Origin of the sequence: Ideonella sp. (genome assembly GCF_041287625.1) — a bacterium.
Taxonomy (GTDB): Bacteria; Pseudomonadota; Gammaproteobacteria; order Burkholderiales; family Burkholderiaceae_C; genus Ideonella.
Window position 1 is genome coordinate 83,471 of sequence record NZ_JBGGNH010000035.1, and the last position, 14,749, is coordinate 98,219.

Annotated in this window: 14 protein-coding genes and 1 tRNA gene; 8 read left to right on the forward strand and 7 right to left on the reverse strand. The window is 67.5% G+C overall.

The genetic code is table 11. From position 1 onward, the window contains the following. Nucleotides 1–95: 95 nt before the first annotated feature. The 5 genes from ACAH41_RS14270 to ACAH41_RS14290 all read left to right on the forward strand — a co-directional run bounded on the left by ACAH41_RS14270 (nucleotide 96) and on the right by ACAH41_RS14290 (nucleotide 5,514). Nucleotides 96–2,381 carry a glycosyltransferase family 2 protein gene (locus tag ACAH41_RS14270; protein ID WP_370538341.1) on the forward strand — a complete coding sequence of 762 codons (2,286 nt, stop codon included), beginning with the start codon at nucleotides 96–98 and terminating at the stop codon, nucleotides 2,379–2,381. After that, complete coding sequence (locus ACAH41_RS14275; RefSeq protein WP_325648982.1) at nucleotides 2,378–3,367, forward strand: hypothetical protein; 990 nt, start codon at nucleotides 2,378–2,380, stop codon at nucleotides 3,365–3,367. Before ACAH41_RS14270 ends, ACAH41_RS14275 begins: the two co-directional genes overlap by 4 nt. 93 nt (nucleotides 3,368–3,460) lie before the next feature. Continuing rightward, on the forward strand, nucleotides 3,461–4,519 hold the full coding sequence (gene pstS, locus ACAH41_RS14280) for a phosphate ABC transporter substrate-binding protein PstS (RefSeq protein ID WP_325648980.1): 1,059 nt from the start codon (nucleotides 3,461–3,463) through the stop codon (nucleotides 4,517–4,519). Nucleotides 4,520–4,775: 256 nt separating this feature from the next. Then, entirely contained in the window at nucleotides 4,776–5,084 is a 309-nt protein-coding gene (locus tag ACAH41_RS14285) for a hypothetical protein (RefSeq protein ID WP_325648978.1), read from the forward strand. A gap of 112 nt (nucleotides 5,085–5,196) precedes the next feature. Beyond that, the gene (locus tag ACAH41_RS14290; protein WP_325648976.1) at nucleotides 5,197–5,514 is read left to right on the forward strand and encodes an H-NS histone family protein; all 318 of its coding nucleotides are present in this window, start codon (nucleotides 5,197–5,199) and stop codon (nucleotides 5,512–5,514) included. A gap of 87 nt (nucleotides 5,515–5,601) precedes the next feature. Here ACAH41_RS14290 and ACAH41_RS14295 read toward each other — a convergent pair whose 3' ends face one another. Then, a complete protein-coding gene (locus tag ACAH41_RS14295; protein WP_325648974.1) occupies nucleotides 5,602–6,222 on the reverse strand; it encodes a hypothetical protein in 621 nt (206 codons plus the stop codon). On the opposite strand from ACAH41_RS14295, the gene ACAH41_RS14300 reads away from it, so the two are divergent. Beyond that, nucleotides 6,206–6,496, forward strand: coding sequence for a hypothetical protein (locus ACAH41_RS14300; RefSeq protein ID WP_325648973.1), 291 nt, complete (start codon nucleotides 6,206–6,208; stop codon nucleotides 6,494–6,496). The genes ACAH41_RS14295 and ACAH41_RS14300 overlap by 17 nt on opposite strands. 36 nt (nucleotides 6,497–6,532) lie before the next feature. Continuing rightward, nucleotides 6,533–6,952, forward strand: a complete 420-nt coding sequence (locus tag ACAH41_RS14305) for a VOC family protein (RefSeq protein ID WP_325648971.1) — start codon at nucleotides 6,533–6,535, stop codon at nucleotides 6,950–6,952. Nucleotides 6,953–6,981: 29 nt separating this feature from the next. Here ACAH41_RS14305 and ACAH41_RS14310 read toward each other — a convergent pair whose 3' ends face one another. Together ACAH41_RS14310 and ACAH41_RS14315 are read right to left on the reverse strand one after the other, a co-directional pair. Continuing rightward, nucleotides 6,982–8,046 carry a sugar-binding protein gene (locus tag ACAH41_RS14310; RefSeq protein WP_325648970.1) on the reverse strand — a complete coding sequence of 355 codons (1,065 nt, stop codon included), beginning with the start codon at nucleotides 8,044–8,046 and terminating at the stop codon, nucleotides 6,982–6,984. Between the two features lie 311 nt (nucleotides 8,047–8,357). Continuing rightward, on the reverse strand, nucleotides 8,358–10,280 hold the full coding sequence (locus ACAH41_RS14315) for a hypothetical protein (protein WP_325648969.1): 1,923 nt from the start codon (nucleotides 10,278–10,280) through the stop codon (nucleotides 8,358–8,360). Nucleotides 10,281–10,464: 184 nt separating this feature from the next. On the opposite strand from ACAH41_RS14315, the gene ACAH41_RS14320 reads away from it, so the two are divergent. Continuing rightward, a complete protein-coding gene (locus ACAH41_RS14320) occupies nucleotides 10,465–11,694 on the forward strand; it encodes a hypothetical protein (protein WP_325648967.1) in 1,230 nt (409 codons plus the stop codon). A 316-nt stretch (nucleotides 11,695–12,010) separates the two neighbouring features. Here the strand turns inward: ACAH41_RS14320 and ACAH41_RS14325 are convergent. From ACAH41_RS14325 to lgt, 4 genes are all read right to left on the reverse strand, one after another. Further along, nucleotides 12,011–12,085, reverse strand: a tRNA-Val gene (locus tag ACAH41_RS14325). An 83-nt stretch (nucleotides 12,086–12,168) separates the two neighbouring features. Further along, nucleotides 12,169–12,876 carry a DNA polymerase III subunit epsilon gene (dnaQ, locus tag ACAH41_RS14330; RefSeq protein WP_325648965.1) on the reverse strand — a complete coding sequence of 236 codons (708 nt, stop codon included), beginning with the start codon at nucleotides 12,874–12,876 and terminating at the stop codon, nucleotides 12,169–12,171. A gap of 31 nt (nucleotides 12,877–12,907) precedes the next feature. After that, nucleotides 12,908–13,906, reverse strand: a complete 999-nt coding sequence (locus ACAH41_RS14335) for a tetratricopeptide repeat protein (protein WP_325648964.1) — start codon at nucleotides 13,904–13,906, stop codon at nucleotides 12,908–12,910. Beyond that, a complete protein-coding gene (gene lgt, locus ACAH41_RS14340; protein ID WP_325648963.1) occupies nucleotides 13,906–14,736 on the reverse strand; it encodes a prolipoprotein diacylglyceryl transferase in 831 nt (276 codons plus the stop codon). The genes ACAH41_RS14335 and lgt overlap by 1 nt, the downstream gene beginning before the upstream one ends. Between the last annotated feature and the right edge of the window lie 13 nt (nucleotides 14,737–14,749).

The window sequence follows — 14,749 nt, forward strand, 5'->3', positions numbered from 1 at the left end:
CAAACGCCAGCCTTATGCGCTTGCTGACGTGAAACCGTCATCCGCCGCGACGAAGATGCCCAGGCTTGCAAGACCCGGCCCTTCGGCCCCAGCCCGTGACCCCGCCCTCGCCCACTCCCCTGCAACCCTGGCACCGACAAGCCGGCACCGACTGGTTCCGGCTGCAAGGCATCGACAGGTCCATGCTGGGCGCCCAGCAGCTCTACCTCGCCGGCAGCGAGGGCCTGATGCTGGCCGCCTCGCAGGCGGCGCTGGAACTGCGGGCCGACGACTGGCTGGGCAGCGGCACCTTGCGCAACAGCCTTTATGTCGAGCCCTGGGCCCAGCTGTCGACCGCGCGTGAGCTGGCGCTGGTGCTGGATGCGCAAGGCAGCTTCCGGGTGCGCGTGATGCGGGCCTCGCGTGGGCAAACCCCCGTGGTGCTGCGCGAGCTGCATGTGGACAGCGCTGCGCGCAGCTGCCATGCGCTGCCGCTGGGCTCGCTGTCGGCGCTGCCGGAAAACAGCCGCCTGTTCTGGCATGTGGACGCGATCGACGGCGCGCGCATCCACCAGGCCGCATGGTGCACCCGCGCCCGGCCGCGCGAGCGCCTGCGGCTGGCCGTGCTGCTGCGCACCTGGGGCCGCACCCACGAGCTGCAGGCGCAGCTGGAGCGGCTGGCGCAGGGCGCGCAGGAGGAGCCGTTCCATGCCGAACTGCTGGGCCGGATGCAGTTCTGGGTGCTGGACACCAGCGCCGATGCCGATGGCCTCTGGCCCGCCGCCATCACCGCCGCGCTGGGCCTGAACCTGCGCGTGCTCACGGGGCCGAACCTGGGCGGCGGCGGCAATGCCAGCCACCTGATCCACCAGTTGCTGCAGCACTGCGACGCCTCGCCAAAAGAGGCACCTCAGGAAGTGCTGATCCTGGACGACGACCTGGTGCTGTCGATGGAGTCGCTGGCGCGGCACTTCATGGCCTGCGCCTACCGCGCGGTGGACCACGTGGCCAGCCTGCCGGTGCTGATGAAGAGCAAGCCCACGCAGGTCTGGGAAGACGGCGGCTTCTGGGGCCGGCTGAACTTCCAGGCGCGCGGCGATTTCGGCCGCAAGCGCAACCTGTTCCCGCACCTGTTGAAGCATGGCCTGTCGCTGGAGAACTTCGCCCACCTGGACGAGTTCGGCCCGCTGAACCACTGCGAATACACGACCTTCATCTTCTTCGCACTGCCGCTGGCCACGCTGCGCAAGATCGGCCTGCCCGCCGCCTTCTTCCTGCGCGGCGACGACATCGAATATTCCCTGCGTGCGCAGGCCGCCGGCGTGCCGGTGATCACCAACCCAAACCTCGCCGCCTGGCACGAGCCCGGCCATTCCTATGGCCAGGAGTACATGGCCATCCTGCACGCGGTGCTGATCAACCTGACGCATTCGGACGGCGGCGCGGCCGAACTGTCGCGCTGGTTCGAGCAGCGCATGGTGGAACACGGCTCGATCGACGACCTGGCCGGCATGCAGCTCTACCTGCGCGTGCTGGAAACCCTGCTGGACCGCGACAGCCCGGTGCTGACGCAGCAGTTCGAGCAGCACTACCTGCAAGCCCTGCCGGCCTGCCAGGCGGCACGCATGAACCCGCTGCCCGAGGCCGACCGCCAGCGCCTGGAACGCGACGCTGGCGACAACGGCGTGCTGCTGCGGCCATTCGTCTACCCCGGCTACCAACCCGATGCCGGGCGCCACCGCGCGGTGGTGCTGGTGAACGGCGGCGCCGGCAGCTACCGGGAGCTGCCGCCGGTCGCGCCGGCCGACCGCCTGGCGCTGATGACGCGCTACCTGGCGGCCCTGAGCCGCTGGGTGCAGGACTTCGATGCCTTGCGGGCCTTCTGGCAGCAGCGCCTGGCAGCCTCGGGCCAGCCCGGCTTCTGGCGTGAAGTTGCCCAGCAGCATGCCGCGGCCACGCGGCTGCTGGCCGAGACCAGCGCACACCTGCCCACGCCTGGCACAGCCCGCTGCGGCAACCTGCCGCTGGAGGCCTCGCCGGTGGTGGGCCGCGGCAGCGAAGCCGCGCTGCCGCAGGCGGTGCCGGTGCGCGAGCTGCGCCAGCGCATCGAGCGCGAGCTGGCCAACCTGACGCGCTTGCGCCGCCTGGCCGCCGGCCCGGAAACCGACGCGCCCGCCGGCGGCAGCCTGCGCAGCCTTGCGGGCTGGTGGCGCGAGCTGCGCCGGCCGGCGGCCTCGCGCGGCAACCGCCGCCGCAGCGCCAGCGCCGAGCTGCCCCTGCCGTCCGACTTCGACCCCGCGCAATACCTCGCGCTGAACGCCGACGTGGCCCGCACCGGCATGGACGCGGCACAGCACTACGCCCGCTTCGGCCGCGGCGAAGGCCGGCGCTACCGGCTGTGAGCCAGGCCGCCCGTCCCCGCCTGGTCCTGCACATCGGCACCCACAAGACCGGCACCAGCAGCCTGCAGCACGGTCTGGCGGCCGCCCAGCAGCGGCTGTTGCAGCAGCACGGGCTGTTCTACCCCGACACCCGCAGGCAGCCCATGCCGGCGCTGCCCAAGCACTGCTCGGTGTTCCGCGCCGCGATCTCGGAAGACCCGCAGGTGCAGGACCGCGAGCGCAGGACGCTGATGCAGGAGTGGCAGGCCGCGGCGGCGCAGGGCGCATGCACGATGCTGGTCAGCGAGGAAGGCCTGTCCGAGCCGGTGCCGCGCATCCCGGCGTTTTTTGCGCCGCTGGCGGCCACGTTCGACATCGAGGTGCTGTGCTACCTGCGCCGGCAGGACTTGTTTGCCGAGTCCTTGTTCAACCAGTTCACGCGCGAAACGGTGCGCCGCGAGGCCAGGCCGGTGCTGGGTTTCGTGCGCGCCGAGGCCACGCGGGCGCGGTTGGACTATCACGCCATGCTCTCGCGCTGGACTGCGCTGCCGGCCCGCGTGCAGGTGTTGGATTTCGACAGCGCCGCGGTGCGCGAAATGGGGCTGCAGGCCTCGTTCGCGCAATGCCTGGGCCTGCCGGCGCTGGACTTGCCGGAAGAGCAGGCCAATGTCTCGCCCGACATGCGGCTGGCGCTGCTGCTCAACCGCATGAATCGCATGCAGCTGGACTACGCGCTGCCACCGCTGATGCGCGCCGCCGAAGCGCTGGCGCGCGACGGCGCGCCGGTGAAAAAGCAACTGCTGGGCCGGCAGGAACGCCAGCAGTTGCTGGCCGACTTCGCCGATGGCAACCGCCGCCTGGCCGCCGATTTCGGCGTGCAGTTCAGCGACACACTGCCGGCCGGCGAAGGCGACGACGCCACCGAAGAACTGGAAGTGCCGTACCTGCTGCGCCTGCTGTCACAGCTCTCGCAGCGGGCGGCGCGCAAGCCCGGTGGGGCGGCTTAGATCCTCACGCCCGGGGTCAGTCACGGCATGGTCATGCGCGGGGCGGCCAAGTCGGCGAAAATGACAGGTTTTCCCGATCCCGCTGCTGTACCCATGCGTTCGATTGTTTTCGCTGCCACCCTGCTCGCACTGTCCGGCGTCTCGCTGGCCGAGGCTGAATCCATCACCGGTGCCGGTTCGTCGGCCGCGGCACCGGTCTACCGGATCTGGGGCGCCGAGTACACCAAGGAAAAAGGCGACGCGCTGAGCTACGAGCCCGTGGGCTCGGGCGCAGGCATGGCACGCATTGCCAAGCGCGACGTGGACTTCGGCGCCTCGGACGTGATGGCCAGCGCCGAGGAGCTGAAGAAGAACGACTTGGTGATGTTCCCCACGGTCATCACCGGCGTGGTGCCGGTGGTCAACCTGCCGCGCATCGGCCCGAACGCGCTGAAGCTGGACGGCCCGCTGCTGGCGCGCATCTTCCTCGGCCAGGTCACCCAGTGGGACGCACCGGAGCTGAAAGCGCTGAACCCGGAGCTGAAGCTGCCTGCGCTGCCGATCAAGCTGGTGGTGCGCTCGGACGGCTCGGGCACGACCTGGCACCTCGCCGACTACCTGGCCCGCGTCAGCCCCGAATGGAAACAGCGCCGCGGGGTGGCCAACCATTTCGACTGGCCGGCCGGCGTGCTGGCCGCCAAGGGCAGCAGTGCGGTGTCGGAAACGCTGCGCGCCACCGCTGGCGGCATTGCATGCATCGACTACAACTACGTGCTGGACGATGGCCTGGCCGGTGTGACACTGAAGAACGCCGACGGGCAGTACGTCAACGCTGGCGTCGAAGGCTTCCGCGAGGCGGTGACGCACAGCACCTGGTACAGCGGGGGTGACTTCTCCGCGCCGATCAACAACATGCGCGGCCCCCGCACCTGGCCGCTGACCATGGGGACCTACATTGCAGTGCCGCGGGTGGCGCAAGAGACCGCACGCACCGAACGCGCGTTGCAGTTTGTCACCTGGGCTTACCTGCACGGCGATGCGCTGGCCCGCCAGGCCAAGTTCGTGCCGCTGCCCGACAAGGTGCAGGCCAGCGCCTACCGCGAGATTTCCAAGGTCACCGGCGCCAAGGGCGAAATGCTGGGCGTCAAATTGATCGGCCGCCTGCTCAATTGATTTCCACCTGCGGCGGCCCCGGTCAAAAGGCGGAGGCGGCACTGCCCTGATCGGCCGGCAGGCGCGCTTCGGGGGCTACAAAACGGGGCGACTGGCCCTATGATGATTGCTCACAAGACCTGAGCACCACTGCCTCTCCTTGGAGCGAGACAACACCCGCCACCCGGGTGCGTTCCATTGCCCGCGAAACCGGCGGCACGCCATGTGCCGGTGTTTTGCGCAACGAAACCCGCCGCGTTTCCACGAAGGAGTTTCCATGCACATCCAGGCTGAATTGAACGGCGAAGCCGTCTTCGCTCGCACCACCGAAGGACAGCGACAGGTGATCGATGGCCACCTCGAACTGGCCGAGCCACTGCGGCGCCTGCTGCTGCTGGTCAACGGCTACACCCCGCTGGCCCACCTGGCCGACCTGCTGGACGCCGAAGCCTCGGCCAAGTGGCCCGCCACGCCCAGCAACGTGCGAGAGAGCGTGCAGGCGCTGCTGCAAAAAGGGCTGATCACCCAGGTCGACCCGGCCACGCAGGACCCCGTCAGCACCATCTCGCCGGCCTTCGAGGCCTGAGAACCTGGACGCCGCCGAAAGGCTGCCAGCGCGCAGGCATGCGCGGCATCCCGCAGGTCGTCGAAGGCCGGCGCGGCGGACGCGCCTGACATCGGCACTATCATCGCGGCCCATGAGCACACTTCAAGAACTCCTGGCCCAAAAGGCCGCGCTGGACAAGCAGATCACTGAAATGCAGACCGGCGCCCGCGCCGATGCAATCGGCAAGATCAAGTCGCTGATGGCCGAATACGGGCTGACCGTCGACGACATTGCCGCCGCGGCCCGCAAGCCCGCCGGCGCCAAGGCGCCCGCCGAAGGCCGCGCCAAGGTCGCCGCCAAATACCGCGACGCCACCACCGGCCAGGAGTGGTCCGGCCGTGGCTTGAAGCCGCGCTGGCTGACTGCCGCGATCAACGCCGGCAAGACGCTGGAAGACTTCGCGGTCTGAATCCCGGCCCGTCAACCTTCTTGCATCCTGCGAGTTGCCAGCCTCGCCGCGGCTCGCCTCATGGCCTGCTCGCCGTCCAGGCCTGCTTCAGGCCGTGGACGACAGCACGCCGGCGTAGGTGAGAGAGCTGTTCGCGGCGGACAACGCGAACGTCGCCGGTGTCGCGTCCTGCTGCTTGAGCAGCGAGGTGTACATGGCCATCACGTTGCCGGACGCGCCGGCGTAACGCGCCGCCTGCGAAATTGCCGCGCTCTGCCGGATGGTGGCGGACAGCGCACTGGCTTCCGTGGACAGCGCGCCCAGGCGCGACGAGAAGCCCGGTTTGCTCGCATCGGCCTTGAGGAAGGCCGTCACGGCAGCCTTGTCCTTGTCGCTGCCTTCCACGGTCAGCCCGCCTTTGGCATCCACCGAAAAGGCCACCGAGCCGCTCAACTTGACGCCAGCCTTGGCCATGGCGGCGCGCATGTCGGTCGCCAGCGCGGTCTGCTTCTGGTCAAGCTTGTGTTGCGCGCTGGTGGACTTGAAGCTGTGCGCAGCGCTGGCCAGCGACGCGGCCACGGCGGCCTTGGCAGCCGCCGTCGTCGGCGTCGCCGCTGCCGTCCCCGAACTGTCGGCGTCCGTGGTGCCGGCCGTGCCATTGGCCTTGGCGAGCAAGGCATTGATGTAGGCAGACATGCCTGCGCCGCCACCGATGCTGCTGAAGTTCATGAGGAAGAATCCTGTCGCTGGAGGCCAGGCCTCGGAACCCCGGATGCTGCCGCCGGCATGCGTCGGCGATGCCTTGAAAAGCCCGGGCAGCGAGGCGCTTTTCGGCGCAGCAGGGTCATGCCCCGGCACGCCTGACGCGCCATCACAGATCTGCGAGGCGCTGGCCGCCGTCAGCAGCCCACCGTCCGGCTGGATGGAAGTGGCCGTCAATGATCGGGGCTGTCGATTCAGGCGGCCGCCGTTCGTCGTGTGGGTGGAGACTCCACAGGTGTGAAGACTTCAGCCCTCAGACAAACCACAGGAAAACCCAATGACCAAGATGATCATCGTCAGCCTGCCGGTCGCCGACCTGCCGGCATCGATCGCCTTCTACAAGGCCCTGGGATTCGAGCCGAACCCGCAATGGACCGACGACACCGGCGCCAGCATGGTCTGGAGCGAGACCATCCAGGTGATGCTGCTCACGCACGCCAAGTGGCGCACCTTCACCGAACGCCCGTTCCCGCCGGCCGGCACGGCCTCGGTGATGCTCACGCTCAGCCTGGACAGCCGCGACGCCGTCGACGCGGTGAACAGCGCCGCCGCCGCCCATGGCGGGCAGGCCGACGTGAACCCGGTCCAGGACATGGGCTTCATGTACGGCCGCGACCTCGCCGATCCGGACGGACACCTGTGGGGGGCGATGTGGATGGATGTCTCGGCGATGCCGGGGGCTGCGGAGCAGGGTTGAGGGTTCGAGGGCGGGCCAGCGGCCGCCCCTCAGACCTGCTCAAGCTTGTAGTACCCGCTGTCCACCAAGACCGATTGCAGGTTGGCTTTGTCGACCAGCACCGGCTTGAGGAGCACTGCAGGAACGACCTTGACACCGTTTTGATAGGTCTTGAGGTCGCTGAAGCTGACGGGCCGACCGGACAAGGTGTCGTCGACCATGCGTGAGGATTGCTTCACCAGCAGCCGCGTGTCCTTGAACACCGTGGACGCTTGCTCCCCATGCTTGATGGAGCGCACCGACGCGAGTTCCGCGTCCTGGCCAGTGACGACCGGCAAGGGCTGTGCGGGCTGCCCATAGCCGGCGAACTTGAATGCACTCAACACCTCGATGCTGATGCCGTCATAGGGGGACAGCACGGCGTCCAGCCGTCGCCGGGCATAGGTGGTGGCGAGTTCGCCCTGCAAGCGCCCCTTGGCATGCGAGCCGCTCCAATGAGGCGTGTAGATGTCTTTGAGTGCGACTTTTCCCGAGCCGACCACCAGCTGGCCGCCGTCGATGTATCGCTTCAGCACCGACATGGCGCCGTCGTAGAACATGTGGGTGTTGTTGTCGTCAGCGTCGCCTGCGAACAGCTCCAGGGTGAAGGGCCTCGTGGGCGCGGCGAGACGCAGGCGCGACTCGATGTCCCGAGCCTGCAGTTCGCCAACGGCAAAGTTGTCGAAGGTGGCATAGCTGTCGACGTTGGCCGAGTTGCGGATGAGCCGGTCGTAGGCGAGGACTTTCACGCCTCGCTTGCCAGCCTCGGCCAGCACGCCTGTCAGCGCGCCGCCGTCCACTGCGCCGATCACCAGCATCCGCGCACCTTTGCCCAACATGGCCTGGAGGTGGTCGATCTGTATCTTGGAACTGTCGTTCGCGTATTGCAGGTCTGCCGTGTAGTCGAGCTGGTTGAGCGCGCGCATCATGCCCAGGCCGTCATAGACCCAGCGCTGGGATCCCATCGTTGGCATCGAGATGCCAACCAGCCCCTTGTCGCCAGCGGCTCGCGACGCTCCCCACACATTCATCAAGGACAGCGCTGCAAGCGCCTTCACGGATTGGCGTCGATTCATCTTGTTGTCTCCGAAAACCACACCGAACCGCTTTCCGCAGTTTCAGTGCTTGCATCTTGTAATCGATGCGATTGCTTTGCCAGGCATTCTCGGGACTTCCAACTGCGGCCGGATCCACCGAATCCCCAATGTGAAAACTCATATGCCTGGCCCCGTATAAAGGCATACCACCCTTGGGCCGCTCACCCTGGATGGGCGAGACGCGAGTGCCCTCGCAAACGCAAGAGGCCCGCGCCAGTGGCGGGTTGCCTCGCGGCAACCTCACCACCCTCGCGGGCCCCAGCGGTGTGCGCCCATCGGCGCGAATGTGCTTACGGCACGATGTTGACGTAGAAGCCCGGAGCCGAGCCCAGGGTCATGGCCTGCTTGCCAGGCACGCTGGCAAAGAACTCCGTGTTGGCATAGGTGCCCGATGGCAGTTGCTGCCCCAGCGGGATGCTGTGCGAGACGGTCAGCGTGGCGCCGGGGGCGATCGTGACGCTGCTCAGCGCGCTGCTGCCGTCCACGCCCACGCTGAACTGGCTGCAGCCCTGGGCCGATCCGGTCTCGCAAGTCGAGGCCACGGCCCACAGGTCCACCGTCAGCGGTGCCGAGGTGACATTGGTCAGGTCGTAGGTGGCCAGGCAAGGCGTGCCAACCGGCAGCGCGTCCGCACCCGCACAGGCCGTGACCGGGCCGTACTTGACCGGCGCCTTCGCGGCCATGATGTTGACGGTGGCGGCGCCGCCAGCGTAGTCGAAAGCCTGCGAGTAGTTCAGGCCGTAGGTCGTGCCGTCCTGGCGGAAGGCCCAGAGCTGGTAATGCCCCGGTGCAAGACGCCGCGCGTTGTACGAGTACTGGCCGTTGGCGTCCACGGTGAACAGCGCTTTGGTGCCCATGCAGAGGTCAAGACTCGCGTCCTGGCAGCCCTGGAGCTGCACCGCGACGCTGCCGTCCGTGATCGGTTGGTTCGTCACCGGATCCAGCGCCACGCCGCTGATGACGTCGGTCCCTGCGGACGCAGCGGCCCCGCTGCGCGCCGCGGCGTGCAATTGCCGGGCCATCATGCGCTGCCTGGCCTGGGCCGAACGCACGGTCGCCACGGTCTTGTTGGCCACCGTCACGGTGTAGTTGAAGCCGTAGCCGTAGCCAATGGTGTTGGTCTGGTCGCCGGCGGTGGAGGCGTAGACGTACAAGGCGCCGGTGCTGCCCGACAGCATGTCGCTCAAGGACATCGACTGCGTCACCTTCTTGGATTCACCCGGCGCCAGCTTGATCGCCATCGGCGCGCTGGTCGACTTGCCCATCGTGTAGTTGGTGCGGAACATCGGCGAGCCGTTGGGGCCTTGCTCGGTCTGCGCCCAGACGGAGGTCTTCAGCGTGCTGCTCTTGGTGTTCGTCAACACATACGAGTACTTGCAGCTTCCGCCAGCCGCCATGGTCTCGCACGGCGTCATGTCCGACACCACGACGGGCAGCGGCGCCAGCGCGTAGTTCTTGGTCGACTTGCCCTCGAAGCCGGTGACGGTCACCGGCGCCAGGTTCTTGCTGGCGTGGTTGTTGGCAATCACGCGGATCTGGTACACGCCAGGCGGCAATGCCTGGGCGATCGCGTAATGGCCATTCGCGTCGGGGATGCCCTGGGCGCTGTAGGTGGTGCAGATCTGGTAGTCCGCCGAAGGGCAGGACATCAGGTTCACGACCGCGAAGTCGGCCTTGGTCAGCGGCAGGCCGCTCACCGCGTCCGTCAGGTTGCCGGTGAAGGCGATCACCGGCACCGTGGGCGGGCTGATGGTCAGCTTGTACGTGCCGGTCGAGGTGTTGGCGCCGGTGAAGCCGAAGTCCGGATCGCCAGCGGCGGCGATGCGGACCACACCGTCGGCAGGTGCCATGAAAACCAGCCGTGCCTCCAGGCCGTTCTCGGAGTTGTCGCTGTACTGCACGACATTGCAGTCGGCATCCAGCAGGCCCATCAGCATGTTGCCCAGCGTGCCGGCGCCCGATGGCGCGCCCCGCATGTCGACCTGGAGCAATTGGCCAGGCTTGGCGGTCAGCGTGTAGAAGTCGACGTCCAACGCATCGATGGTGCCGGACAGCTTCACCTTGCTGGTCTGGCCCAGGTTCTGCGGCGCGGCGCAGCTGTTGTTGGGCTCGACATCCTTGGTGCCGGCCCATGCAAACGAGCCCAGGGGGCTCACCAGCGCGGAAAGCACGATCAGGCGCCTGGCAAGGACGTGCAGGGAAAAACGTGACATCGGACTCTCTCCTCGGAAACAACGGCGGGCGCGGCGCTGCATCGGCGCCGCCCGGAAGGGGGCTGCCGCATGTCAACCGCGTGTCAGGTCAGGATAGGACGGGTGCCGATCGTTTGCAAGGATTTTCCTGGAACATTCTGAGAATATCCTTGACGCGTGGCTGCTATGCTTGGGCATGGTCGACATGCTCATGATTTCCGAAAGCCGCGACACCGCACTGCGCCAGCGCGCCGAACTGCTGGGCCGCAAGCTGCAAGATGCCCTCTCGACACTCGTCTCGGAGCTGGGGCGGCGCGGTGTGCGCGACCAGCGCTCGATCCGCGAGGTGCTGCAGCTGAGCCAGCCGGTGGTCAGCCGGCTGCTGGCGTCGGTGCGCGGCGGCGACCCGCTGACGACGCTGAACTCGGTCCCCGGCCAGGAGGCGCTGCGCCAGATGCTGCGGGGCGCCTCCGCTGCCGATGTCGACCGCGACTGCACCACCAAGGTGGCAGCCGCGGTGGACGAGCTGGGGCACTTCATCGACGCGGACTTCGGCGACCGCGCTGCCTTCGACGCGGTATTGAGCGACTGGGTCGTGGAGTCGCGCGGCGCGTTCGAAGCCCGCCACAAGGCCGCTGCCTTCAAGGCCATGAGCGCGCTGCGCGGCGTGCAGGCGGACGTGGTGCTGAGCGCGGGGATCATCTTCCCGACACCCGGCGCCGAAAACTTCAGTTCCGTGGGCATCGATGCGCTGCTGGGCTGCCGCCGCACGCGCCCTTCGGGGCTGCTGCGCAACGTCGGATCGTGGTTCGTGCCCCCCGGCGCGCATCACACCGTGACTTCGCTCGAAGGTCGGCCCATTGCGAAAGCCAGCGACATGTTGCTGGCCGGGTTCTCGACCGTGACGCCCGATCTCGTCGAAACCGTCCAGCACAGCAGCGTGTTCGTCGAAACGACAATTTCCGGCCTGCCGCTGGGCCGAAGCGACAACGCACCCGGCGTCGACTACGTCTGCGGCCAATTGCTGTCCAACTTCAATCGTCGGCGAAGAAGCAGCGATTCGTCCACCGCGGGCATCGGCGGGCACGCGGAGCCGCCATGCGAGTACTTCATCGTGGACGTCTGGCTGCACGACGAGGTCTGGCCCGATTCGCGGGCCGAGGTTCACATCTTCGACACCGTCGTGCGAGGGGCCGCCCATCCCAACGACGCAGCACGGCGCAACGATCGGCTGGACATGGTCGAGACCGTGCAGTCCCTCGGCTCGGGCCCGGACGCCTTCCGCCTGCCCGAATACCCACGCTACGGCGAGTTGCTTCGCCACGTGTGCGCTGTGGCCGGCGTCGACACGGCGCGGCTGCGCGGCTTCCGCTGCAAGATCCGCTACCCGATCTACGGCTCTCAGATCGGCATCGAGTTCGAACTGCCCGCCTGAGCGCCGCGCGCCCGAGGCGCAGCAGGCCGGCGCCGCATGGAAAAGGCGGCTCCCTGCTCAGGCCTTGTGCGTGGCACTCAAGGTGATGTCAGCCTTCAGCAGCTTCGACACCGCGCAGCCCGCTTGCGCCTTGGCGGCAAGCGGCAGCACCTGGTTGGGTACAAGTTTTCTGGGTGATCCCCGGCCCCCCGGCTCCGCTCAATGTTGCCCCGAGCATGAGGGCCATTCAAGCGGTCCCAAATGGACAAGAAAAAAGCCCCAGAGCTTTGAGTCTCTAGGGCTTTTGGTCTCAGACGGCCCCAATTGGAGCCTGATCTGGTGGGCGGTGCAGGGTTCGAACCTGCGACCCCTGCCGTGTGAAGGCAGTGCTCTACCGCTGAGCTAACCGCCCGAAAACTGCGGGTGCCTTGGTCAAAATCAGCAGCGATATGCTTGATTTCTTGAAAGGATCTTTCGTTCCCGGGAAGCCTTGCATTATGCCATGGCTTTTCGCCAGATCGCAAGCCCCCCGGCGGACTTGTCGAGTTCCTTCAGCACTGTCTCGTGCAGCAGCAGCTCGGCCTCGTCGGCGTCCAGCACCGGCAGCATGAAGCTGGACAGGTCGATCTGGGCCACGGCGAGGCCGGGGCCGCTGCCGCTGTCGGCGGAGTCGATCATCAGCGTGTTCTGGCCACGGGTCAGGCGGATGTAGACCTCGGCCAGCAGGCCGGCGTCCAGCAGCGCGCCGTGCAGCGTGCGGTTGGAGTTGTCGACCTCCAGCCGCTTGCAAAGGGCGTCCAGCGAGTTGCTCTTGCCGGGGAACATCTCGCGCGCCATGAACAGCGAATCGGTGATGCGGCCCACGTGGTCGGCAAAGCGCGGGCGACCCATGCGGCGCAGTTCCTCGTCCAGGAAGCCGACGTCGAAGCCGGCGTTGTGGATGATGATTTCAGCGCCAGCGACGAAGTCCATCAGCTCGTCGGCCACGGCGGCGAAGACCGGCTTGTCGGCCAGGAATTCGTCGGTCAGGCCGTGGATGCGGATCGCGTCTTCGCTGCCCTTGCGCTCGGGGTTCAGGTAGAAGTGGCGGTGTTCGCCGGTGAGGCGGCGGCCGACCATTTCGACGCAGCCGACTTCGACGATGCGGTCGCCGGTCTCGGGCGACAGGCCAGTGGTTTCGGTATCCAGGAAGATCTGGCGCATGCAGGTTCTCTCGCTCTTTCGTTCGCGCAACTCAGCCGAGTTCGGCCAGCCGCTTCTTGATGTCTTCGACGTTCTGCGGGTTCGGATTCACCGAGCCCAGGTAGCGCTTGTACGCGGCCTTGGCCTGCGCGGTGTCGCCCTTGCCCTGCAGTGCCATGCCCATGCGGTAGTCAATCGGGAAATTCTCATGGCCAGGCAGTGACTCGGCAAGCTTCAGTTCTGCCAGCGCCGCATCCCACTGCTGCAGTTCGGACAGCGCGCGCGCCAGGCTGTAGTGCGGGCCAGGTTGCTCGGGCCGCTCGTGCACCATGCGCTCGAACAGCTCACGCGCCTTGGCTGCCTGCTTGTCCTGCAGCCAGGCCTGCCCCAGCGCGTTCCACTGGCCGCGCAGCTCGACCGCCAGCTCCAGGTCATTGCCCGGCTGCACCGCGGCGAGCAGGCGCTCGGCATCGGCCAGCTTTGTCCGGTACAGCTGCACCATGGCGGTCAGCAGCTTGCCGTATTCGGCTGCCCGGGCGCTCTCGGCCTGTGCGATCTCGCTGGCCTTGGAGACGCTGCCGCCGACAAAGCCGGGCACCATCAGGTAGTACTGCACCAGCCCGGCGCGGGCCGGTGCGAAGGCCGGGTCCAGCTCCAGCGCGCGGGCGAATTCGTCGCGCACCTTGCCGACGCCGAATGCCGCTTTCATGATGCCCTGGGCCAGGATGTTGATGGCCGTGACCGCGCCAACGCCGTAATGGCAGGCGGCGACCTGCGGCGTCTTCTGCACGCAGGCTTCGAACTTCGCCAGTGCCGCGTCGCGGCGGGCAGCGGCGTCGGGCACATTGCGGCCGAGCACGCTCTCCAGGTAGGCCAGCCAGGCCGGACCGTCATCCGGGCGCGCCGCCAGCCGCGCAGTGGCGGCCTGCTCCAGTTCGACCAGCTTGTGGGCATCGGCAAGGGCCTGAAGCTGCGGGTCGCGCAGGCCTTCGGCGCACGCGCCCTGCGTGGCCAGCAGCGTGGCCAGTGCCAGTGCAGCCGGCCAGCGCATCAGGCGAGCGCCGCCGCCGGCAGCGGCTGCTTGCGGCTCCAGGCAAACAGCAGCGCGCCGCCGAGGATCATCGGCAGGCACAGCCATTGGCCCATGCTCATGTTCAGCGCCAGCAGGCCAAGGAAGCTGTCCGGCTCGCGGAAGTACTCGGCAATGAAGCGGAACAGGCCGTAGCCGACCAGGAAGGCGGCAGACACCTCGGCGCGGCGGCGCGGCTTGCTGCCGAACCACCACAGCAGACCAAACAGCAGCATGCCTTCCAGCAGGAACTGGTAGACCTGTGACGGATGCCGCGGCGTGAGGCTGCCGGACTGCGGGAAGATCATTGCCCAGGGCAGCGTGGGATCGGCCTCGCGGCCCCACAGCTCGCCGTTGATGAAGTTGCCGACGCGGCCGCTGGCCAGCCCGGTCGGCACGCAGGGCGCGATCAGGTCGGTCACGTCCCAGAAAGATCGCCGGCGCAGCAGCGCGAACACGAACATCGCGGCGATCACGCCCAGCAGCCCGCCGTGGAAGGACATGCCGCCCTTCCAGACTGCAAACACCTCCAGCGGGTGCTGCAGGTAGTACAGCGGCTTGTAGAACAGCGTGTAGCCAATGCGGCCGCCCAGCACCACGCCGACCACGCCGAAGAACAGCAGGTCTTCGACGTCGCGCCGGGTCCATCCGGCGTTGGCGAACCAGGGTTTTTTCACACGCCGTGCGCCCAGGAACAGGAACAGGGCGAAGGCGACCAGATAGGTGATGCCGTACCAGTGGATCTGGACGGGCACGCCGAATCGCGTGAGGTCCAGCGCGATGGGGTTGAACTGAGGGTGCATCAAAGGCATGGGGCGGGATCAT

Coding starts and splice junctions, on each gene's coding strand:
- pstS (WP_325648980.1), top strand. CDS start 3,461: ATGCGTTCGATTGTTTTCGCTGCCACCCTGCTCGCACTGTCCGGCGTC.
- ACAH41_RS14285 (WP_325648978.1), top strand. CDS start 4,776: ATGCACATCCAGGCTGAATTGAACGGCGAAGCCGTCTTCGCTCGCACC.
- ACAH41_RS14290 (WP_325648976.1), top strand. CDS start 5,197: ATGAGCACACTTCAAGAACTCCTGGCCCAAAAGGCCGCGCTGGACAAG.
- ACAH41_RS14300 (WP_325648973.1), top strand. CDS start 6,206: ATGCTGCTGAAGTTCATGAGGAAGAATCCTGTCGCTGGAGGCCAGGCC.
- ACAH41_RS14295 (WP_325648974.1), bottom strand. CDS start 6,222: ATGAACTTCAGCAGCATCGGTGGCGGCGCAGGCATGTCTGCCTACATC.
- ACAH41_RS14305 (WP_325648971.1), top strand. CDS start 6,533: ATGACCAAGATGATCATCGTCAGCCTGCCGGTCGCCGACCTGCCGGCA.
- ACAH41_RS14310 (WP_325648970.1), bottom strand. CDS start 8,046: ATGAATCGACGCCAATCCGTGAAGGCGCTTGCAGCGCTGTCCTTGATG.
- ACAH41_RS14315 (WP_325648969.1), bottom strand. CDS start 10,280: ATGTCACGTTTTTCCCTGCACGTCCTTGCCAGGCGCCTGATCGTGCTT.
- ACAH41_RS14320 (WP_325648967.1), top strand. CDS start 10,465: ATGCTCATGATTTCCGAAAGCCGCGACACCGCACTGCGCCAGCGCGCC.
- dnaQ (WP_325648965.1), bottom strand. CDS start 12,876: ATGCGCCAGATCTTCCTGGATACCGAAACCACTGGCCTGTCGCCCGAG.
- ACAH41_RS14335 (WP_325648964.1), bottom strand. CDS start 13,906: ATGCGCTGGCCGGCTGCACTGGCACTGGCCACGCTGCTGGCCACGCAG.
- lgt (WP_325648963.1), bottom strand. CDS start 14,736: ATGCCTTTGATGCACCCTCAGTTCAACCCCATCGCGCTGGACCTCACG.